Annotated in this window: 20 protein-coding genes; 7 read left to right on the top strand and 13 right to left on the bottom strand. The window is 71.3% G+C overall.

Annotated elements, in window-relative coordinates; translation table 11 throughout:
* The first annotated feature begins 2 nt into the window (after positions 1-2).
* Together BN159_RS37310 and BN159_RS37305 are read left to right on the top strand one after the other, a co-directional pair.
* Positions 3-1,106 (top strand): FecCD family ABC transporter permease, encoded by a 1,104-nt coding sequence (locus BN159_RS37310; RefSeq protein ID WP_015662227.1) that lies wholly within the window; start codon positions 3-5, stop codon positions 1,104-1,106.
* Between the two features lie 3 nt (positions 1,107-1,109).
* A complete protein-coding gene (locus BN159_RS37305; protein WP_015662226.1) occupies positions 1,110-1,961 on the top strand; it encodes an ABC transporter ATP-binding protein in 852 nt (283 codons plus the stop codon).
* Between the two features lie 28 nt (positions 1,962-1,989).
* Here BN159_RS37305 and BN159_RS37300 read toward each other — a convergent pair whose 3' ends face one another.
* The gene (locus tag BN159_RS37300) at positions 1,990-2,937 is read right to left on the bottom strand and encodes a methionyl-tRNA formyltransferase (RefSeq protein WP_015662225.1); all 948 of its coding nucleotides are present in this window, start codon (positions 2,935-2,937) and stop codon (positions 1,990-1,992) included.
* Positions 2,938-3,061: 124 nt separating this feature from the next.
* On the opposite strand from BN159_RS37300, the gene BN159_RS37295 reads away from it, so the two are divergent.
* Positions 3,062-4,387 carry a lysine N(6)-hydroxylase/L-ornithine N(5)-oxygenase family protein gene (locus tag BN159_RS37295; RefSeq protein WP_015662224.1) on the top strand — a complete coding sequence of 442 codons (1,326 nt, stop codon included), beginning with the start codon at positions 3,062-3,064 and terminating at the stop codon, positions 4,385-4,387.
* A gap of 19 nt (positions 4,388-4,406) precedes the next feature.
* On the top strand, positions 4,407-5,186 hold the full coding sequence (locus BN159_RS37290; protein ID WP_015662223.1) for an ABC transporter permease: 780 nt from the start codon (positions 4,407-4,409) through the stop codon (positions 5,184-5,186).
* A gap of 278 nt (positions 5,187-5,464) precedes the next feature.
* On the opposite strand, the gene BN159_RS37285 is transcribed toward BN159_RS37290, so the two are convergent.
* The 6 genes from BN159_RS37285 to BN159_RS37260 form a co-directional block, all read right to left on the bottom strand.
* Positions 5,465-7,531: an iron ABC transporter permease gene (locus BN159_RS37285; protein ID WP_015662222.1), complete on the bottom strand. Its 2,067-nt coding sequence runs from the start codon at positions 7,529-7,531 to the stop codon at positions 5,465-5,467.
* A gap of 4 nt (positions 7,532-7,535) precedes the next feature.
* The gene (locus BN159_RS37280; RefSeq protein ID WP_015662221.1) at positions 7,536-8,522 is read right to left on the bottom strand and encodes an ABC transporter substrate-binding protein; all 987 of its coding nucleotides are present in this window, start codon (positions 8,520-8,522) and stop codon (positions 7,536-7,538) included.
* On the bottom strand, positions 8,519-9,376 hold the full coding sequence (locus tag BN159_RS37275) for an ABC transporter ATP-binding protein (RefSeq protein ID WP_015662220.1): 858 nt from the start codon (positions 9,374-9,376) through the stop codon (positions 8,519-8,521). Before BN159_RS37275 ends, BN159_RS37280 begins: the two co-directional genes overlap by 4 nt.
* 87 nt (positions 9,377-9,463) lie before the next feature.
* Positions 9,464-9,814 (bottom strand): ArsR/SmtB family transcription factor, encoded by a 351-nt coding sequence (locus BN159_RS37270; protein WP_015662219.1) that lies wholly within the window; start codon positions 9,812-9,814, stop codon positions 9,464-9,466.
* Between the two features lie 62 nt (positions 9,815-9,876).
* Positions 9,877-10,359 carry an ATP-binding protein gene (locus BN159_RS37265; protein ID WP_015662218.1) on the bottom strand — a complete coding sequence of 161 codons (483 nt, stop codon included), beginning with the start codon at positions 10,357-10,359 and terminating at the stop codon, positions 9,877-9,879.
* 151 nt (positions 10,360-10,510) lie between these two features.
* Positions 10,511-10,861 (bottom strand): zinc ribbon domain-containing protein YjdM, encoded by a 351-nt coding sequence (locus tag BN159_RS37260; RefSeq protein ID WP_015662217.1) that lies wholly within the window; start codon positions 10,859-10,861, stop codon positions 10,511-10,513.
* 253 nt (positions 10,862-11,114) lie between these two features.
* Here BN159_RS37260 and BN159_RS45455 point away from each other — a divergent pair, with 253 nt between their 5' ends.
* Positions 11,115-13,052 carry an ATP-binding protein gene (locus BN159_RS45455; RefSeq protein WP_015662216.1) on the top strand — a complete coding sequence of 646 codons (1,938 nt, stop codon included), beginning with the start codon at positions 11,115-11,117 and terminating at the stop codon, positions 13,050-13,052.
* On the opposite strand, the gene BN159_RS37250 is transcribed toward BN159_RS45455, so the two are convergent.
* The 5 genes from BN159_RS37250 to BN159_RS37230 are packed head-to-tail and all read right to left on the bottom strand — an operon-like array spanning position 13,042 to position 17,530.
* On the bottom strand, positions 13,042-13,563 hold the full coding sequence (locus tag BN159_RS37250; protein ID WP_015662215.1) for an SMI1/KNR4 family protein: 522 nt from the start codon (positions 13,561-13,563) through the stop codon (positions 13,042-13,044). The two genes, BN159_RS45455 and BN159_RS37250, sit on opposite strands and share 11 nt — an antisense overlap.
* Positions 13,564-13,573: 10 nt before the next feature.
* On the bottom strand, positions 13,574-14,809 hold the full coding sequence (locus tag BN159_RS37245) for an FAD-dependent oxidoreductase (RefSeq protein WP_015662214.1): 1,236 nt from the start codon (positions 14,807-14,809) through the stop codon (positions 13,574-13,576).
* 32 nt (positions 14,810-14,841) lie between these two features.
* Complete coding sequence (locus BN159_RS37240) at positions 14,842-15,516, bottom strand: maleylpyruvate isomerase family mycothiol-dependent enzyme (RefSeq protein WP_015662213.1); 675 nt, start codon at positions 15,514-15,516, stop codon at positions 14,842-14,844.
* Complete coding sequence (locus BN159_RS37235) at positions 15,516-16,355, bottom strand: fumarylacetoacetate hydrolase family protein (RefSeq protein WP_015662212.1); 840 nt, start codon at positions 16,353-16,355, stop codon at positions 15,516-15,518. The genes BN159_RS37240 and BN159_RS37235 overlap by 1 nt, the downstream gene beginning before the upstream one ends.
* Positions 16,352-17,530, bottom strand: coding sequence for a cupin domain-containing protein (locus BN159_RS37230; RefSeq protein WP_051113584.1), 1,179 nt, complete (start codon positions 17,528-17,530; stop codon positions 16,352-16,354). The genes BN159_RS37235 and BN159_RS37230 overlap by 4 nt, the downstream gene beginning before the upstream one ends.
* Before the next feature lie 78 nt (positions 17,531-17,608).
* Here BN159_RS37230 and BN159_RS37225 point away from each other — a divergent pair, with 78 nt between their 5' ends.
* Positions 17,609-18,379: an IclR family transcriptional regulator gene (locus BN159_RS37225; protein ID WP_015662210.1), complete on the top strand. Its 771-nt coding sequence runs from the start codon at positions 17,609-17,611 to the stop codon at positions 18,377-18,379.
* A gap of 56 nt (positions 18,380-18,435) precedes the next feature.
* Here the strand turns inward: BN159_RS37225 and BN159_RS37220 are convergent, their stop codons facing one another.
* Complete coding sequence (locus BN159_RS37220) at positions 18,436-19,989, bottom strand: pectate lyase family protein (RefSeq protein WP_015662209.1); 1,554 nt, start codon at positions 19,987-19,989, stop codon at positions 18,436-18,438.
* Positions 19,990-20,257: 268 nt separating this feature from the next.
* Between BN159_RS37220 and BN159_RS37215 the strand changes: the two genes are divergently transcribed.
* The gene (locus BN159_RS37215) at positions 20,258-20,908 is read left to right on the top strand and encodes a dihydrofolate reductase family protein (RefSeq protein ID WP_015662208.1); all 651 of its coding nucleotides are present in this window, start codon (positions 20,258-20,260) and stop codon (positions 20,906-20,908) included.
* The last annotated feature ends 36 nt before the right edge of the window (positions 20,909-20,944 follow it).

The raw sequence follows: 20,944 nt of genomic DNA, 5'->3' as shown, positions 1-20,944 counted from the left end.
CCATGACCACGGACCTCGCACCAGGGGGCAAGGGCTCCGCGGCCCCAGCCACGTCCCGCCGCACCGCCGGACGCGTCCCCTTCCGGCTCACATTGCCGCCCGTCTCCGGGCTGTTGCGGCCCCGGCTGCTGGTCGTGTGCCTGGTGCTCGCGGCCGCCGCTTTCCTGCTGTTCGCCGTGGAGACCTCGGTCGGGGACATCGCGCTGCCGCTCGGCGATGTCCTGCGGGCGCTGGTGGGCGCGAGCGATCCCGGCACCGAGCTGATCGTCCATGAATTGCGCCTTCCCCGGGCCCTCGCGGGTCTGCTCGTCGGCATCGCGTTCGGTGTCTCCGGCGCCCTGCTCCAGACCTTGACCCGCAATCCGCTCGCCAGCCCCGACATGATGGGCATCACCCAGGGCGCCGGTACGGCCGTGGTGGCCGGCATCGTCCTCGGCTGGGACGGGGGACTCGGCACCCAGGCGCTCGGTCTGCTCGGTGCGCTGGTCGCCGCGCTGCTCGTGTACGCGCTGGCCTGGAAGCGGGGCACCAGCGGCTACCGGATCGTCCTCGTCGGCGTCGGTGTCGCCTGGATCTGCACCAGCGCCACCGACTATCTGATGGCCCGGGGGCAGCGCTTCCAGGCGCAGGCCGCGCTGGGCTGGCTGGTCGGCAACCTCAACGGCCGTACCTGGGACCAGATCACCCCGCTCGCCTGGGCAATGGCCCTGCTGCTCCCGCCCGCGCTGCTGCTCGGCCGGCTGACGCGGACACTGGAACTCGGTGACGACGTCGCCCGGGGCCTCGGGACGCGCGTGCAGACGGTCCGCGTGGCCGTGCTCCTCGCCGCCGTCGGCCTGGTGGCCTTCGGTACCGCCACCGCGGGCCCCGTGGCGTTCGTGGCGCTCGCCGCGCCCCAGGTCGCCCAGCGCCTGGCCGGTACGGCCTTCCCGCCGCCGGTGGCCGCCGGGCTGACCGGTGCCGTGATGGTGCTGGGTTCCGATCTCGTCGCCCGAAAGCTCCTGTCGGACACGGAGCTTCCGGTCGGGATCGTCACGGGTGTGCTCGGCGCGCCCGTCCTGCTGTGGCTGCTCATCCGCGCCAACCGCGCCGGTTCAGGAGGCTGACAAGTGTCGAAGACCGACTCCGCCGAGGCCCGCGGCCCCGAACTGCGCGCCGAGGGCCTGAAACTGGCGTACGACGACCGGGTGGTGGTCGAGGATCTCGACCTGGTGGTGCCGACCGGCCGCATCACCGTGATCGTCGGGGCCAACGCGTGCGGCAAGTCCACGCTGCTGCGCGCCCTGGCCCGGCTGCTGAACCCCAGGGCCGGGGCGGTGGCGCTGGACGGGCGCTCGATCCACTCGATCCCCACCCGGAGCCTCGCGCAGCGGCTCGGCATCCTGCCGCAGTCCCCCGTCGCGCCCGAGGGTTTGACCGTCATCGACCTGGTGGGGCGCGGCCGTTCACCGCACCAGACCTGGTGGCGGCAGTGGTCGTCGGCCGACGAGGAGGCGGTGCACGAGGCGCTGCGCGCGACCGACATGGCCGACCTGGCGCACCGGGCGGTGGACGAGCTGTCCGGCGGGCAGCGGCAGCGGGCCTGGATCGCCATGGCCGTCGCCCAGGGCACCCCGGTGATGCTGCTGGACGAGCCGACGACGTACCTCGATCTCGCCCATCAGATCGACGTGCTGGACCTGATCACCGACCTCAACCGGCATCAGGGCCGCACGGTCGTGATGGTGCTGCACGACCTCAACCAGGCCTGCCGGTACGCCGATCACATCGTCGCGATGAAGGGCGGCAGGATCTCGGGCGAGGGCGCTCCGGCCGAGGTGGTGACCGCGGCGATGGTGCAGGAGGTCTTCGGGCTGCGGTGTGTCGTGGGCACGGACCCGGTGAGCGGGACGCCGATGGTGATCCCGATGGGGCGCCACCATGAGGGGATCGAGGACGCGGCGCCGGTCGCCACCGGCTGAAGCCAGGCGGGACCGGCGCCCTCGGCGGTTACGGACGGGCCGTCAAGTAGCCGCCCATCGTGCGGAAGTAGTCGGTGGCCGCGTGTTCGGTGCCGTCCTCGGTCCGCACCCGCTGGACCAGCAGCCCTGGCAGCCGCCCCGAACGCGCCCCGGCCCCGGCCACGATGACGACGCCGTCCCCCTCGCGGATGAAGATCCGGCCCGGGGTGCCGCCGTAACGCCCTTGGGAGACCGCCGCCTTGACGATCCTGAGGCGCTCGCCGCGGTGGTGGGTGAAGGCGTTCGGGTACGGGTCCGACTGGGCGCGCACCAGGCGTTCCAGGTCCTCGGCGGGCCAGGTCCAGTCGATCCGGCTGTCCTCCAGGGACCGCTTGTGGAAGAAGCTCGACCGGGAGCGGTCCTGCGCGATCCACTCGGCCGCGCCGGAGGCGATGAGGTCCAGGGACTCGCGGACCACCGGGCCGATCAGGTCAACAGTGCGGTGGAACAGGTCGGTTGCCGTGTCCGCGGGTCCGACGGGCACCGCGCGCTGGAGCAGGATGTCGCCCATGTCGAGCTCGGCGTCCATGCGGTGGGCGGTGACCCCGACCTGCTGCTCGCCGTTGATGAGCGCCCAGATCAGCGGCGAGAAGCCGGCGTAGGAGGGCAGCAGCGAGTCGTGGATGTTGAGCGTGCCGTGCGGCGGCAGGTCGAAGATCTCCGCGGGAAGCCAGGTGCGCCAGTTGTTCGCGACGATGATGTCCGGCTCGGCCTCCTTGAGAGCCCGGAGGAGTTCCTCGTCGCCCGGCCGGTTGCGCAACAGCACGGGCACGCCGTGCTTTTCGGCGAGGTCGGCGACGGAGTCGCTCCAGATGCGCTCGTAGACGTGATCGCTCTTGGGGTGGGTGACGACCAGGACCACTTCGTGCTCGGAGTCCAGCAGAGCCCGCAGCGTCCGGTGCCCCCAGGTCTGGTACCCGAACATGACGACCCGCATATAAGCCCTCCTCAGCCATTGCTAGGTAAGGCTAACCTTATCTAGCATGTGCCTGCTCGGGGGAGACTGTGTCCCTGATCTGAGACCACTGTGGGAACTCCCCCCTACAGGAGGCGATGACGCGGTGACGACGCTGCACAGTGATCCGGACTCCATCTACGACGTACTGGGACTCGGCTTCGGCCCGTCCCATCTCGCACTCGCGATCGCGCTCCACGAGCACGGCGTGAGCCCACATCAGGGAGCCGGATTCCGCGTCGGATTCCTGGAACGGCAACCGCGGTTCGGCTGGCACCGCGGCATGCTGATCGACGACGCCACCATGCAAGTGTCCTTCCTGAAGGACCTGGTGACGATGCGTGATCCCACCAGCGACTTCAGCTTCCTGTGCTATCTGCGCGAGCGCGGCAGGCTGGTCGACTTCCTCAACCAGAAGACCCTTTTCCCGCTGCGCATCGAGTTCCACGACTACTTCGAGTGGGCCGCCGCCCGGGTCGAGCACCTCGTCGAGTACGCCGCCGAGGTGGTCTCCGTGAAGCCGGTCACCGAGGACGGCGAGGTCCGCTGGTTCGACGTGGCCAGCCGCGATCCCGCCGCCCCGGAGCGGCTGACCGTACGCCGGACCCGCACCCTGTGCGTGGCCACCGGCCTGGAACCGCATCTGCCGCCCGGTGCCGCCCGGTCGGACCGGGTCTGGCACAACAGCGAGTTACTGCCGCGAGTGGACCGACTCACCCGCTCCGGCACACCCGTTCGCCGTGCCGTCGTCCTCGGCGCCGGACAAAGCGCCGCCGAGGCCGTGGACTACCTCCACCGCACCTTCCCCGAGGCCGAGATCTGCTCGGTGTTCGCCAAGTACGGCTACACACCGGCGGACGACAGCCCCTTCGCCAACCGGATCTTCGACCCCGAGGCCGTGGACCTGTACTTCGGCGCGCCGGCGGAGGTGAAGCAGTCGCTGCACGACTACCACCGCTCCACCAACTACTCCGTGGTCGACATGGAGTTGATCGAGTCGCTGTCACGCACGATGTACCAGGAGAAGGTCCAGGGCAGACAGCGGCTGCGGATGCTGAACGTCTCCCGCATCCGCGAGGTCGCGAGCGACGCCGACGGGCTGCGGGTCACGGTGGAGTTCCTGCCCACCGGGCAACGCCAGGAACTGGACTGCGATCTGATCGTCTACGCCACCGGCTATCAGCCCCGGGGCATCGGCGACCATCTCGGGGAGATCGCCAAGCTCTGCCTGCGGGACGAGGAGGACCAGCTCCGGGTCGGACGCGACCACCGCGTGGAGACCGCCGCGCACGTGCGGGCGGAGATCTACCTCCAGGGCGGCACCGAGCACACTCACGGCCTCACCTCGACCCTGCTGTCCACGACCGCCGTACGCGCCGGGGAGATCTGCTCCTCCCTCCTGGCGCAGAATGCGGGCAGCCTCCGGAAGTAGACGGGAACAGCCACTACCCGTGCGTCCCCTCGCCGCCGACACCCTGCTGCCCGTCAACACCACGCTCGCCGTCGCCCTCGCCGTCCTGCTGCTCGTGGCCACCGCGGTGGCCGCCGTCTTCCGGCTCGCGCCGGACGAGTCGTACGGGCGGGCCCGTGAGGTCGTGACGGCGGGCGTGCGGGCGGCCCTCCAACTGGCCGCGGTGTCCCTGGTGATCGGCTGGGCCGTCCACCACACCGCGGCCCTGATCGGCTTCCTGTTCCTGATGTTCGCCGTGGCGACCCGTACCGCTGGGCGCCGGATCACCACGAACGGCACCTGGTGGTGGGCGGCGCTGCCGATCGCGGTGCCGGTGGCGCCGGTCGTCGCGGCCCTGGTGCTGGCCGGGCTGCTCACCGTGCCCGGTATCGCCGTCATCCCGGTGACCGGCATCCTCATCGGCGGCGCGCTGACCGCGACCGTGCTGTCCGGCCGGCGCGCGCTGGACGAGGTCGCCGGGCGGTTCGGGGAGGTCGAGGCGGCGCTGTCGCTGGGCTTCCCGGACCGCGACGCCCACCTCGAAGTGGCCCGCGGCGCCGCCTCGGACGCGCTGCTGCCCGCCCTGGACCAGACCCGCACGGTCGGTCTGGTCACCCTCCCGGGCGCGTTCGTCGGCATGCTCCTGGCCGGCGCCTCGCCCGTCCTGGCAGGCACCGTCCAGGTCTTCGTCCTCATCGCCCTGCTGGCGGTGGAGGCCCTGTCAGTGGCCCTGACCGTCGAACTCGTCGCCCGCCGCAGGCTGAACCGACGGGACCGATGACGGCGGGCGCTACCGGCAGGACCGGTGACGGCGGGCACCACCGACAGGGCCCGGACGGCAGGCGCCACCGGGCGGGGCCGCCATCGCCAGGCTCCACCCACCAAAGCCCCTGGCATCAGGCGCCACCGGCAAGGCCCCGGACAGCGGACACCAACGGACGGGACCGCCAGCGCCAGGTCTTCCCGACAGGGCCCCTCGCGGCAGGCTCCACCCGACAGGACCGCCAACGGAACGCTCCTCCGGGCAAGCCCCTCGCGGCAAACTCTCCCGCACCACCCTCAACGGCGGCTGCGCACCAGCAGATACAGGAAGTACGGCGTGCCGATCACCGCGGTCACCATTCCGGCGCCGAGTTGTGCGGGCGCGATCACGGTGCGGCCGAGCAGATCCGCTGTGCAGACCAGGGCCGCGCCGAGCAGGACGGCCACGGGGACGACCCGGGCGTGCGGGCGGCCCACCAAGGCGCGAGCGGCATGCGGGGCGACGAGTCCGACGAAGCCGATCGTGCCTGCGGCGGCGACCGCGGTGGCGCTCAGCAGCACGCCCAGGACGAGGAAGCCGAGCCGCCCCCTGGCCAGGTCCATGCCCAGCAGCCGCGGGGTGTCCTCGTCGAGCGAGACCAGGTCGAGCTCCGAGCGCCGCAGCACCGCGACGACCAGCCCCAGCGCGACGACGACCGCGAGCGGCACGACGTCCGGCAGGGTCCGGCCGTAGGTCGAACCGGACAGCCAGGTGAGGGCCTTGACCGCGTTGAACGGGTCGGTGAGCACGATCAGCAGGCTGATCAGCGCGGTCGCGGCGGTGGCGACGCCGATGCCGACGAGGACGAGGCGGTTCTGCTGGAACCCGCCCCGCGCGGCGAGCCCGAAGACGATGACGGAACTGACCGCCGCGCCCGCGAACGCCGCGCCCGACATGCCCCACGATCCGGCCAGCGGAACGGTCGTCACCAGGAGTACGGCGCCCAGCGCGGCCCCGCCGGAGACGCCGAGCACGGCGGGCTCGGCCAGGGGATTGCGGGTCACCGCCTGGATGAGCGTCCCGGCCAGCGCGAGAGCCGCTCCGGCCAGCAGCGCGGCGAGGACCCGGGGCATGCGGGTGTCGAGGACGAAGGAGACGGTCTGACCCGATCTGCCCTGCGCCCAGTTGACGACGTCGCCGAGCAACAGCTTGGCGTCGCCCAGGAGTACGGCGGCGATCGTGACACCGATGAGCACGACCACCAGGACGGCCGTCACCATAAGAAAGACGGCGCGGCTTCTGATGCGCAGCCGGTCGGGTGCGGCCGAGGCCGCGGTGTCCTTCAGCCGTACGGCCATGACGATCAGGAAGATTGCGCCGACGAGGCTGGTGACGACACCCGTGGGCACGGCGACCGCGAGGTCCGCCGGGACCAGGGACCTGAGCAGCACGTCCGAGCCGAGGACCAGGGCGGCGCCGGTCAGTCCGGTGAGCGGAAGGCTCGCGCGGGTGCGGGTGAACTCCCGGCATCTGCGGGCGAGGGCGCGGATCAGGGCGGGCGCGCACAGGCCGACGAAGCCGATGGGTCCGGCGAGGGTGACGGACGCGGCGGACAGCAGGGCCGCGAGCACGACCGCCGTGACGCGGGTGGCGCGGACGGGCACGCCGAGACCCCGGGCGGCGTCGTCGCCGAGGGCGAGCGCGTCGACCCTGCGGGCGACGAGCAGCAGCCCGAGGAGCCCGGCGAGACCGAGGGGCGCCATCCGGATGACGCCGTCGAAGCCGTTCTGGCCGATGCTGCCCTGGTTCCACTGGTAGAGCCCGTGGGTCTCCTCGGGGAACAGCAGGAGCAGTCCCTCGGTGACGGCGTTGAGGCCCAGCATGAGGGCGGTGCCCGCGAGCACCAGCCGTACCGTTCCCGCCCCCAGGCCCGACAGGCCGAGCACGACCGCGGACGCGGCGAGGCTGCCGAGGAGCGCGACGCCGGAGGAGGCGAGCAGCGGCAGCGAGACGCCGGTGACGGCGACCAGGCCGAGGGCGAGGTAGGAACCGGCGTTGACGGCCAGGGTGTCGGGGGACGCGAGGACGTTGCGGCTGACGGCCTGGAGGGCGGCGCCCGCCATGCCGAGCATGGCGCCGACGAGGATCCCCGCGGTCATCCTGGGCAGCCGGGACTCGATGACGACGGAGGCGTCGCCCGCTTCGGCCTGACCGGTGAACGCCTTCCACACCTCGGAGGCGCCGACGGCGGCCGTGCCCTGCGTGATGTCGACGACCGCGAGGGCGGCGACCAGCAGGACCAGTGCGGCCGTCACCGCGGCCGCTCCCGTCCGGGAGGTGGTGACCGGCGGACGGGTGGCGGGAGATGTCGCGGTGACGGCCATGGCGCTACTTCGTCAGCGCGGCGACGACGGAGTCGATGTACTGGTTCATCGACTCGGGACCGCCGAACATCCAGATGCCGTCGGGCAGTCGGTGGACGTTGCCCTTCTTCACGAACGGCAGCGACGTCCACACCTTGTCCTTGGCGAGGGCGTCGGTGAAGGGGGTGCTGCTCTTGTCGCCGTCGTTGCCGATGTAGGCGAAGTGCACGTCGTCGCTCAGCTTGGTGAGCCCTTCGACGTCGGTGGAGCCGAGGCCGTAGCTCTCGTCCCCCTTGACCGTCCAGTCGTTCTTCAGGCCGAGCTTCTCGTTGACGGCGCCGATGAGCGAGCCGCTGGTGAAGGGGCGGATCGAGACCTGGTTGGAGATGTCGTAGCCGTCCGCGAAGGCGTACCCGGCGCCGTCGAGACCGGCGTCCGCGAGGGCCTTCTTGCCCTCGGCGAGCTTCGCGTCGAACTCTTCCTTGATCTTGTCGGCCTGCTCGGTGGTGCCGGTGGCCTTCGCGAGCAGGTCGAGGTTCTCCGTCATCTGCCCGATCGGGTCGGCGGCGTCGGCGGAACGGACCTCCACCACCGGGGCGACCTCGCGCAGTTGCTTCACCGCGGCGGGCGGCAGGTCGGTGCTGGCGACGATGAGGTCCGGCTCGAGGGCGGCGATGGTGTCCATGCTGGGCTCGCCGCGGGTGCCGATGTCCTTGGGCTCGTTCTTCAGCGGTACGGCCTGGTCCCAGGTGCTGTAGCCCTTGACGTCGGCGACGCCGACCGGGTCCACGCCCAGCGAGACCAACAGCTCGACCTCGTGCCACTCGGTGCCGACGACCTTGGTGGCCGGTCCGTCGAGTTCGACCTTCGCGCCGGAGGCGTCGGTGAGGGTGATGCGCTCGCCGCTCGGCTTGGCGTCGTGGCCGTCGGCGGCGGGCTCGGTCGTGCCGCAGGCGGCCAGGGTGAGCGCCGCGGCGGTGGCGGCCGCCGCGGTCATCAGGAGGCGTCTCATGAGGGGGTGCTGAGCCTTTCGCTTCGCGTGTGGTGCCGGCCGATCGCGCGGGTGCGCAGCCGGCCCGTCAGGGGGTCGGTGCCGACTTCGATGCGGATGCCGTAGGTGTCGGTGAGCCGCTGGGCGGTCAGGACGTCCTCGGGGAGGCCGTCGGCGATGACCCGTCCCTGGTGCAGCAGCACGATCCGGTCGGCGAGGGCCGCGGCCTGGTCCAGGTCGTGCAGGACGGCGCCCACCGCGATCCCGTGGTCGTCCGCCAGATCGCGGACGAGGTCGAGGAGTTCGATCTGATAGCGCAGATCGAGGTAGGTCGTGGGCTCGTCCAGCAGCAGTACGCCGGTCTCCTGGGCGAGGCAGCTCGCGAGCCAGACCCGCTGGAGCTGGCCGCCGGAGAGATGCTCGGCGCCGCGCTCGGCGAGTTCCGCGACGCCGGTCATGGCCAGCGCGCGGTCCACCGCGGCCCGGCCGTCCGGATCCGCGCGGCCCCAGCGGCCCCGGTAGGGGTAGCGGCCGAACTCGACGACGTCCCGCACGGTCAGCCCGCTGGGTGTGGGCCGGCCCTGGGTCAACAGGGCGACCCGGCGCGAGAACTCACGGGGCGTCAGGGCCAGTGCGTCGGTGCCGTCGATGACGACGGTGGCGGTCCTCGGCCGCTGAAGGCGAGCGATCGTCCGCAGCAGCGTGGACTTCCCGCTGCCGTTCGGCCCCACCAGCACGGTCACTTCACCGGGCCGCAGCGCCACCGACGCGTCGTGCACGACGTCGACGCCGTCGTAGGCCACGGTGACGGCGGTGGCCGCCAGTTCATGGCCACGGGGACGCAGGGCCGCGGAGCTCTCTTCTTCTGATCGCACGCGGCAAGGTTAGCCTAACCTAAACCGAACGGGTGAGGGGGTGGGCGCACCGTTCACAAGGAGAAGACCGGCCAAAGAGGGCCATCGCTAGGACGACGGCTTCGCCTCCCCTTGGGCGGCCTTGAGGTCGGCGAGCAGTTCGGCCTGGCCGGCCAGGACGCCGGACAGGATGGTGCGGGCGACCCGGAGCAGCTCGGCGACATGCGGGCTGGTCAGCGAGTAGTACACGGTCGAGCCCTCCTTGCGCGTCACCACGAGGTTGGCCCGGCGCAGCACGGCCAGCTGCTGGGACAGGTGCGCGGGCTCGATCCCCACCTCGGGCAGCATCTCGGCGACGGCGTGCTCGCGCTCGCTCAGCAGCTCCAGCACCCGGATACGGGCCGGATGACCCAGCGTCTTGAAGAACTCGGCCTTGAGTTGATACAGCGGCGTACTCACCGTGGCGCCCCTCCGATCCTCGCCTGCGGCACCGGCGGTGATGACCTCAGGAGTTGCCAACTTTAGCAATTCCCGAGGTCAGGCGAGGAGGCCGGGGTTCCCCTCAGCACCTCGCCGCTCGAGCGCAGCGGAAGCGTGATCCATACACTCTTGCCCCGGCCGTCGCCGTCCGCGCGGACCACCGCCGTACCGCCCAGCGCGCGGACGAGTTCCATGACGGTGACCAGGCCACGGCCGCCATCGGCGAGGGGCCCGCACAGCCGGGGCCGGTAGGGGTGGCGGTCATGGACGGCCAGGACCAGACAGTCCGGGCCCGCGGCGTAGACCACGGTCACCGTCGGGGAGACGGCGGCAGCGTGCCGGACGCTGTTGGTGACCAGTTCGCTCAGGATCAGCAGGGCGGGATCCGCCGCGGGGTGGCGCACCCCGATGCCCCACTCGGTCAGGACCTGCTCGGCCGTCTCGCGCGCGACCCGGACGGCCGACGGCTCGGTGGGCAGGGTGAGCACATGCCGCCAGGGCAGGGCTTCGAGCCCGGTGGCCATTGGGTCATGCCTCCATGCGGGCGGACGCGAAAGCTGTGCTCGCGGCTACCTGCGAGCACAGCGAACACAGCATCTAACCAATTGCGAAATTTTGCAATTCCGCAGCGGTCGACCCCCCTCGCGTTCCCGCCCGGGACAGGGGGCGGCCGGGTCAGGCCTTCTTGACCACGCTGGACTTCAGCTGCATCGCCCCGAATCCCTCGACCTTGCAGTCGATGTCATGCCCGTCGACCCCGTCGACGAGGCGGATGTTGCGCACCTTGGTCCCGGCCTTGATCCCCGAGGGGCTGCCCTTGACCTTGAGCGCCTTGACGACGACCACGGAGTCGCCGTCCTGAAGCACATTGCCCACGGCGTCCTTCACGACCCGCTCGCCCGTGGAGTCGCCCTCACCTTCGGCGGGCACCCACTCGTGGCCGCACTCGGGACAGACCACCAGGGCGTTCATTTCGTAGGTGTACTCGCAGGAGCACTTCGGACAGGGCGGAAGGTTCTCGATCATTACGCCAGGGTAACCGGCGCCTTCGCCCCAGCCGATTCGGTACGCCGGAGCGCACGCCCCACCCACCCCCCTTGATCGAACGCCAGTTCGGACGATCGCTGCACCGTGTGGTCCCGCCTACAAGGTCGCCACCTCGCCCCGGATCCCACGTTGGAATTGCCGTGACACCGCAGCAGTGACGGTTCTGCGTTCCGGGTCGCCGACCCCCGGACCGGTGTCACCGATCACCGATGTCCGGAGAGTGCGGTAACTCATGAACGTGTGGAAGTGCGTCGGCGGCTCGGCGACACCAGGGCCGTGCGCCGCCGGAGCCACCGATGACCTGGTGGGGCGAGCACCGGAGTCGGCCCGGCTCGAACGGCTGCTGACGGAGCACCGGCTGGTCACCGTGACCGGGCGGGCGGGCGTCGGCAAGAGCCGACTGGCGGCGACCGTGGGCGCGCGGGGGCCCTGGCGGCAGATCGTCCATGTGCACGGGCAGGGCGACTGTTCCGGCGCTCCGGGGGCGCTCGCCAAGGCCGTGCGCCGGGCGCTCACCGGTCAGCACCCGCGCAGCGACTTCGCCGACCTGGTGCGGGAGTTGCCCGCGACGGGTGTCCTGCTCTTCCTCGACGACGTGGACCCGGTCCAGCGGACGGCCATGGGCCTGGTGCAGCGGCTGCTGGCGGCTGTGCCCGGACTGCGGGTGCTGGTGACGTCGCGCCAGGCGCTGGGGCTGGGCGAGGAGCGGGTGCTGAGACTGCTGCCGCTCACCGCCGGTCCCGGGGTGGAGCTCTTCCTGCGCCGGGCCCGGGCCGCGGTGGACGGCTTCCGTGCCGAGGGAGCCGATCTGCGGGCGGTGGAGCGGATCTGCCGCTCGCTCGAAGGTGTCCCGCTCGCCCTCGAACTGGCCGCCGAGCAACTCGCGTTCCAGCAGGTGCACGACCTCGCCGCCGTCCTGGAGGTGCACCAGTGCTGGCTGCACGGCGAGGGCCCCGCGCTGCGCCGGCACCGTTCGCTGCGAGCCACGGTCGGGGCGAGTTACGCGCTGTGCGAGCGCGAGGCGCGGATCGTCTGGGGCCGGGCCAGCGTGTTCACCGGGGCGTTCAACGAGTCCACCGCGTCCTTTCTGTGCGGCGGCGGTGGCGTGGCACCCCAGCGGGTGCCGTCCCTGCTGGCCCGGCTGGCGGCCATCAATGTCCTCGAACCGGTCCGTGACCCCGGTGGACTGCGGCCGCCGCGCTACCGGATGACGCGGGCCGCGCGGGACTTCGGCGCCGAGCGACTGCGGGCGGCGGGCGAGTGCGAGACGGCCCTGGAACGCCGGGCGACGCACTCCCGCCAGATCGCGGACACGGCACGCCACCTGTGGGCGGCGGGCCTCCAGAGGCAGGCCGTGGCACTCGTGCACGAGGAGCGGGAAGAGCTGACCGCTGTACTGAACCAGGCGGTGCATCGGCCCGACCAGAGTGTCACGGCCCTGGAGACGGTCGTGGGCCTGTGGTTCTGGTGGGTGGTGTACGGCCATGCCGAGGAGGGGCGCGACTATCTGCTGCGGCTGCTGCCGCTGTGCCCGGCGGACAGCCCGGTGGGCGTGCGCGGGCGGTGGCTGGCCGCCTGGCTCACCGCGGGCCGCGATCCGCAGGCCGCTCGCGCGCTGCTGGGGCGGTCCTGGCCGCAGGCGGTCCTGGCCGGCGACGACACCGCGGTCGGTCACATCGCGCACGTACAGGGGCTGATCGCCCTGCACGAGAACGATCCGCGAGGCGCCGCCGAGCACTTCGCCGAGTCCGCGCGCACGGTCCCCTCCCGACCGGAGTACGGCCCCTCCCCCGCCGTCAGCCTGGCCGCCCAGGCCGTCGCCCAGGCCGCCTTCGCCCCCAGCGCCGCCCGCCGGACGGCCCGGCGCGCACTGGCCCGGCCGGACGTCCGCGACGACGACTGGGCCACGCTGCTCGCCCGCTACGCCACCGCCTACGTCGACCACCGCCAGGGCCGCGACGCCCGCGCCCTCCACCGCGCCCGGCGCACCCTGGCCGCGCTGGACGGCACCCCGGCCCTGCCGCACGGCCACGAGGCGCTGCGCGCGCTGATCGCCGACATCGAGGCGGGAGTCCCCGGCCGCCCGCACCTGCCCCAGCTGCCGAGACCCCGCACGGCCTCGGCACGGGCCTTCCCGGCCGAGATGGGCAGCACCGTCGTCACTTCGTAGGCTCGTAGAACGGGCGCCCCGGCTCCGATTCGGAGGAGTACATCGTGGCGTCCTCGTTCTTGAGGTACGCCAACAGCCAGTCACCGAACGGCTTTTCGTGCAGAACGAAGCTGAAGCTGTCCCATTCGTGCACGCCCACGGCCCAAGGCTCCGACGGAGACTCCGGCACCCGCAGGAAGACCGTCTCCCCCTGCGATCCGGTCGCGACCGGCAACAACTCCCCGGGAAGCGCCCCCGCCCTGCTCGGGATGTTCTCCTGGTCCGCGTCCTCCTCCAGCCAGAACCCGATCTCCTCCTTGATCGTCTCGCCCAGGTTCCTGGTCGCATGGCCAGGGTGGTCCAAAGACACCTGACCGTTGATCAGGATCGGACCGTAGGCGTCGGCTATCTCCCGGAAGTCAGCGGGGAAGCGGACTCCGAGTTCCTGTTCAAGACGGTCCCAGGGAGCGGGGTCGGACCAGTGGAAACGGGGTTCTCCCAGCAGGGCTGTGATGTCGTCGAGCGTCGCCATGATCCGAAGGCTACGGCGCACCACTGACAGTGCTCAGCGGGATCGGCGTGAACATGGCCGGCTCCTCGTCCGGGGTGAGCGCGGTCGGGCCGTACACCCAGTCCGTGAAGCCGTAGTCGTACGTGTCCCGCGCCCGCATGATCTCGTTGCGCCGGCGCCGGGGCGTCCCGTCGAGGTGCCAGAGCTTGCCCCACTCGCGGGCGGTGCTCTGCACCCGGCGGCAGTGCTCGACACGCACCGCCTCATAGGCCGCGAGGGCCGCGTCCCAGTCCCGTCGCCCGGCATAGTGCCGTGCCAGCACCCAGCCGTCCTCGATGGCCATGATCGCGCCCTGCGCCATGTACTGGAGCGGCGGATGCGCGGCGTCCCCGAGCAGGGCGATGCGGCCGTGCACCCAGTTCTCCACGGGGTCCCGGTCGAGCATCTGCCACCAGCGGTCCCGCCACATCAGCGGAATGCCCTTGCGCACGGTGTCGCAGGTGGCCTCGAAGGCCGCGTCCAGCTCGTCGGGCGTCCCCCAGTCGGCCTGCCCGGCCAGCGCCTTGGGCGACTCGAACACGGCGACCTGGTTGAACATGTCGCCGCCGCGCAGGGCGTACTGGACGAAGTGGCAGCGCGGGCCGATGTAGACCGTGACGTCCTTCTCCGCGACGCCGTTGTCCCGGACCTGCTCGATGGGTACGGCGGCGCGGTAGGCGACGTAGTCGGAGCTGACCACGTCGTCACCGACGAGCAGGCGGCGGGCGACGGAGTTCAGTCCGTCGGCCGCGACGACCAGCGGGGCCGACTCGACCTTGCCGTCCTCCAGGAGGACCCGGGCGCCGTCGGCGGTGTTCTCGTAGCCGACGACGGTCCGGTCGGTCAGCAGCTCGACACCGGCGCGTTCGCAGGCGCGCAGGAAGATGCCGTGCAGATCGCTGCGGTGGATCACCATGTACGGGTAGCCGTACCGCCGTTCGAGATCGCGCAGATCGAGGCGGGTCAGCTCCCGGGAGTCGAGCGCGTCGCGCATGACCATGTTCTCGGGGAGCACACCGAGGGACCTGGCCTCGTCCAGCAGGCCGTACTCGGCGAGGATGCGGGTGCAGTTGGGCGCGATCTGGAGGCCCGCGCCGACTTCGCCGAACTCCTTGGCGCGTTCCAGGACACGGACGCGCAGTCCCTGGCGGGCCAGGGCGTAGGCGGAGCTGAGGCCGCCGATGCCGCCGCCGACGACCAGGACATCGGGCTGGGATTGAGGTTTCATGATCTTTCCTTCGGAAGCATGGCGGGCCGCCCTCAGAGCCAGGCGCCCAGCACGGGGGCGGAGGTGCCGGTGTCCCGTCCGGTCAGGTAGGCGGCGAGGTCCGGCAACTCGGCGGTGACCAGGGCGGGTTCACCGTCCCCGGGCAGTTCCCAGGCGGCGGACGGCGCCCGCAGGGACACGGCCGGTCCCGGCGCCGCGGACCGCTTGGTCACGACGTCGTCGCACAGGGCGGTCAGGAAGTCGGCCGGAAGGTCGGCGAAGGTGGCGGGGCCGGCCAGGTCCACGGCGTGCACACAGACTTCGCGGGCCCGCATCCAGGGCACCTCGGTGGCCGGTACGGTCCGGCCCTGCGCGGTGACGACCCGCGTACGCCACTGTTCCTCCCCGAGCGCGGCCATCGCCTTCTCCAGTTCTGCCGCGGAGTCGCGCAGCCAGGCGGTGAGTTCGGCCGCGGGGAGGGTGCGACCCCGCTCGATGCCCTGGGCGCGTTCCTCGGGCGAGGCGTACATGGGTGTGGGTTCGCCGGTGGCCGCCCAGTGCACGAGGTTGCCGAGCGCGTCGGCGTTGGCCGCCACATGGGCGACGAGGTGGGCGCGGGTCCAGCCGGGCAGCGCGCTGGGCTCGTCGAACCCGCCCTGCGCCGCCCCCAGGAACAGCTCGGTGCCGAGCCGGGCCCAGCGGCGGGCGTCCTCGAAGGTCCGGCGCATCAGGCGGACTTCTCCTTGACGACCCGGTTCTCCAGCCGGCCGATGCCCTCGATCTCGGTGACGACGGTCTCCCCGCCGACGAGATAGCGCTCGGGCCTACGGGCATGGCCGACGCCGCCGGGGGTGCCGGTGGCGATGATGTCGCCCGGGTTGAGGCGGACGACGGTGGAGACGTACTCGACCAGGTCGACCGGGTCGAAGAGCAGGTCGCCGGTGGAGTCCGACTGCATGACCTCACCGTCGACGAGCAGCCGCACGTCGAGCGACGGGCGTACCCCGCCCGGCAGTTCGTCGGGGGTGACGAGGAAGGGGCCGACGGGCGTGGTGGAGTCCCACGTCTTGCCCTGGAGCCACTCACGGGTGCGGAACTGCCAGTCACGGCAGGTGATGTCGTTCAGCACGGTGAACCCGGCGATGGCCGCCTCCGCCTCGGCACCCCGGGCGCGACGCGCGGGTGCGCCCACGACGACGGCGAGTTCGACCTCCCAGTCGAACTCGGCCGTCTCGTCGGGCCGGACGATGTCGTCGCCCGCGCCGATCAGGGAGTCCGCGAACTTGGCGAAGAGGGTGGGGTGTTCGGGAAGGTCGCGCCCCATCTCCTGGATGTGGTTGCGGTAGTTGAGGCCGACGCACACGACCTTGGAGGGGGCGGGCACCAAGGGCGCGAAGTCGGCACCCTCGACGGGATACCTGACCCCGGTCGCCGCGGCGGCGCGCTCGGCCCACCCTTCCTCGGCGAGCAGGGCGCCCACGTCCGGGACCCCGAGGTCGACGAGGACGTCGCCGTCGAGTCGTACGGCCCGGGTGGTGCCGTCGGTGCGGAGAGTGGCGAGCTTCATCGGGGGGTTCCTTCCACCTGCGTACGGTCGAGACGCAGGGCTTCGAAGACGGGGGCGTCGCTGAACCGGAACAGGTCCAGGGCGCCGGAGTCGGAGTCAGTGGCACCGGCCTCGGAGCGGACGCTCAGCGGCTGCCAGGACGGGACGACGAACAGGTCGCCACGGGTGACGGACCAGGTGCGGTCGCCCACGGTCACGGTGCCGGAGCCGTCGAAGACCTGGTAGACGGACGATCCGGTCTCGCGCACCGGAGCGGTCTCGGCGCCGCGTGCGATGCGGTGCATCTCGGCCCGCAGGGTGGGCAGGACGTCGGCGCCGGTGGTGGGGTCGGTGAACCGGACGGCGGCGTGACCGGGCTCGACGGTGCCGCCGTATCCCTCGGATTCCAGGGCGAGTTGGTCGGCGAGGGCGCGGTCGGTGTGCTCCCAGCGGTAGGCGAGGAGAGGGGTGCCGGGGGCGGACGTACCGGCCGCTACGGGCGTGAGACCGGGGTGCCCCCACAGCCGCTCGGAGCGCGACCGCTCGGGGGTGATGCGCTCGGCGTCGCCGATCTCGTCGCGTCCGAACTCGAAGAACTGCGTCTCGACGGCGTACTGGAAGGGGATGTCGAGTCCGTCGATCCAGGCCATGGGGGCGGCGGTGGCGTTGTGGTGGGCGTGCCAGTTCCAGCCGGCCTGCGGCAGGAAGTCCCCGCGCCGCATGGCCACCGGGTCGCGTCCGACGACCGTCCACACGCCCTCGCCCTCGACGACGAAGCGGAAGGCGTGCTGGGTGTGCCGGTGCTCGGGGGCGTCCTCGCCGGGCATGAGGTACTGGATGGCGGCCCACAGCGTCGGCGTGGCGAAGGGCCTGCCGCCGAGGGCGGGATTGGCCAGCGCGATGGCCCGCCGCTCCCCGCCCCGCCCGACGGGCACGAGATCACCGGCTTCGGCCGCCAGCTCGCGCAGCCGGTCCCAGCGCCAGAGGTGCGGCACGGCGCGCGAGCGCGGATGGGCCGGCATCAGATCGCCGATCTCGGTCCACAGCGGGACGAGCAGCTCCTGTTCGAAGCCCCGGTACAGCTCTTCGAGTGCCGGGGTCACGTCGGGCTGTCCCTCCGCGGAGACGGCCCGGAGGCGGACCGGGGAGTCCGGGGAGCCCGCGGCGTTGTCATGAGCGATGGAGGACTGAGTCACAGTCCACAGCGTGCGTCGTGTCCGACAGAAGAACAGATACATTCTGCACAGCAGAATCTGAGCAGAGACGGTCGCCCCATGGACAAGCCCCTCAAGACGCCCCCGCCCTACCCCATCACCAGCGTGGACCACGCCCTGCGCGCGGCGACGATCCTCCAGATGGAAGGTGGCGCCACGGTCTCCGAGATCGCCGAGCGCCTGGGCGTGGCGCGATCGACGGCGCATCGGCTGCTGGCGATGCTGGTGTACCGGGACTTCGCAGTGCAGGACGAGGACCGGGTGTACCGGGCGGGCCCGGTCCTGGAGCTGGCGGCCCACTCCCAGTCCCTGGTCTCGCGTCTGCGGGCGACGGCGCTGCCGCACCTGCACAGGGCGGTGGACGTCCTGGACGAGACGACGAACCTGATCATCCGCACGGGCGACACGGCCCGTTTCATCGCGAGCGTCGAATGCCACCAGGCCCTGCGGGTCGGCTCCCGGGAGGGCATGGTCTTCCCGGCCCACCGCACCACGGCCGGCCTGCTCCTGCTGGCCGACCTGACGGACGAGGAACTGGACGAGGTCTACTCCCTCGCCCGCTACCACGACCGCCCCGGCGACCGCCCCGACCTCCCGCGCCTGCGCACCGAACTGAAGCGCCTGCGCCGCAACGGCTTCGCCGTGAACCAGGAGCGCTCCGAACGGGGCCTGGTCGCCATCGGCGTACCCGTCCGCGACCAGGACGGTACGGCGGTGGCGGGACTGTCGGTGTCGATGCCGAGCGTGCGCTACGACGCCCATCGGCTCCAGGCGCTGGTGGCCGTACTGAACGCCACGGCTCGGGCGCTGGAGCGGGACCTGGCGGCGTAGCCGTGGGGCGTTCCCGCTGCCCCACGTGAGCGGAGCAGCGGAACCCGTGGTGCCCGCTACGCGCCGTAGGTCTCGAACTCGGCGACCTTCGGGGTGGCCGTGGAGCCGGTGATCTCGAAGGTGATCTTCTTCAGCGAGGTCTGCGGCAAGGTGATCACGCCCGCGCCGGTTCCGGAGGCCAGAACGGCGCCCGTGTCGGCGTTGAGGAGCCGCCAGGAGCCGATGGCGCCGGTGGATCCGGCCGCCTCACGGATGTTGACCTTGGCCACCGTGGTGGCGGAGCCCCACTTGACGGAGACGGAACCGGTGGAGCCGCTCGGCGACCAGTACGTGCTCATGTCTCCGTCCCGGACGTTGCCGTAGCTGGTGCCGTCGGCCTTGCTGGAGCCGTCGGCACCGGCGCCGATGCTGAGGTTGGTGCCGGTCGGCTGGGTCGGGGTCGGCGTGGGGGTGGGCGTCGGGGTCGGAGTCGGCGTGGTCGGGGTCGGGTTCGGCGTCTGCGGGGTGCAGTTGCCGTCGGAGACCTTGAGTCCGGTGCCCGCGCCCGCCGTACGGCTCACGACGTCGGGCACGCAGGTCGCGACGTCGAGCGTGTAGGCGTACGGAATGCCGACCGTGGTGTTGGACTGCGGGTCGGGCCCGGCGGGGTAGTTCTCGGAGCCCGGGGAGGACCAGGTCACGTTGTCGAAGACGTTGCCGCTGACCTGCCAGGAGCCGCGCTGGTCGGTGTAGAAGGTACCCAGGACGTCCTTGGAGTCCTCGAAGTAGTTGTTGTCCACCTTGGCCTTGGCGCCGGCGCGGGAGTTGATGCCGGACTCGTTCAGACTCACGTAGTGGTTGTTGTAGGCGTGGGCGGTGCCGCCGCGCAGCAGGGGCGCACGGGAGTCGATGTTCCGGTACAGGTTGTGGTGGAAGGTGACGTACCCGTTGGACAGATCGCTCTCGCTGGACCCGATGAGGCCGCCCCGGCCGGAGTTGCGCAGAATGCTGTAGGACAGCGTCACGTACTGGGTGTTGTCCTTCATGTCGAAGAGGCCGTCGTAGCCCTCCGACTCACCTCCCGAGGCCTCCAGGGTGGCGTGGTCGACCCACACGTTGCGGACGTCGCTCTCCATGCCGATCGCGTCGCCGCCGTTGGATGTCGGTGAGCCCGACTTCTTCACGTTCTTGACCGTGACGTTCTGGATGATGATGTTGCTGGATTCACGGATGTGGATGCCCAGTTGATCGAAGACGGCCCCGCCGCCGACCCCGACGATCGTGACATTGCTGATCTGCTTGAGCTCGATCACACCGGCGGCGGTGTTGCAGCTGTCGCCCGAGACCTTCGCGGTGTTGCCGTGGTTGATGGTGCCATCGACCTGGATGACGATCGGCGTGCTGCTGCTGGCACGGCCGCACAGTGCCGCGTGGATCTGGGTACCGGTGGTGGCCTTGACCGTCTGCCCACCGGCTCCGCCGGTGGTGCCCCCGTTCTGCGTCGCGTAACCGGTGACTCCGCCGGTCGCGGCCGACGCCGCGGGCATCGACAGCGCCGCGATACCGGCCCCGACCGCCAGGGCCAGTACGGCCGAGGCGGCGGACAGGCGTAGGGCGAGTGGTCTTCTCATGGTTGTCTCCTGGGGGGTTCGTGATCCGTTCGATGCGTGGTGCGGAGTGCCACTTGCTGTGCGAACGGCTGCGCGATACGGCTCTCCTGGAGCGGCTCCGACAGCGAGAAAACGCGACGGGAAAGCGCTTTCTGGCCGCAGACGATAGGGGTGGCCAGAAGGGCTGACAAGCCCACCGGCAGAATCTGGTTCACATTCTCGAACGAGTGACGATGGGGCGGCCGGGAGACGCTATGCGTGGGAGGCTGTCCACGAGGAGGTAGGACCGATGGCCGAGCGAAGCGCGAATGCCACTGCCAGTCCCCGTGCCAGGGTGATCAGCGACATCACGATCTCGGCCGACGGGTACTCGGCCGGGCACAACCAGACCGAGGAACGCCCGTTCGGCGAGGACGGCGGCGACGGCACGGGCGCCAGGCTGCACGCGTGGATGTTCGACAGACCCGACGAGAACCGGGCCGAGATCGAGCAATTGGGCGCCGCGAAGGCGTTCATCATGGGGCGCAACATGTTCGGCCCCGTGCGTGGCGCATGGGACGGGGACCGGACCTGGAACGGCTGGTGGGGTGACAACCCCCCTTTCCACGCACCGGTGTTCGTACTCACCCACCACGCACGCGAGCCGCAGCCGATGGACGGCGGCACGACGTTCCACTTCATCACCGACGGCATCGAATCGGCGCTAGCGCAGGCACGCGCGGCAGCGGGTGACGGTGACGTCCTGATCCACGGCGGCGCGACCACCATTAACCAGTACCTCGCCGCTGGCCTGATCGAAGAACTACGCCTCCACATCGTGCCGTTGACGCTCGGCGCGGGCACGCGCCTGTTCGAGGGCGTCCCACCACTGAACCTGGAACAGGTGGCGTCCCGTTCGGCGACCCAGATCACGCACCTGACGTACCGCGTACTGCCCTGATTCGAACACCCGCCTTGATCATCCCTGGCATGATGA

This window comes from Streptomyces davaonensis JCM 4913, from assembly GCF_000349325.1.
In the GTDB taxonomy this organism is placed as follows: Bacteria; Actinomycetota; Actinomycetes; order Streptomycetales; family Streptomycetaceae; genus Streptomyces; species Streptomyces davaonensis.
Note: the sequence above shows the minus strand (reverse complement) of the source record. Positions and strands in the feature narration are given on the sequence as shown.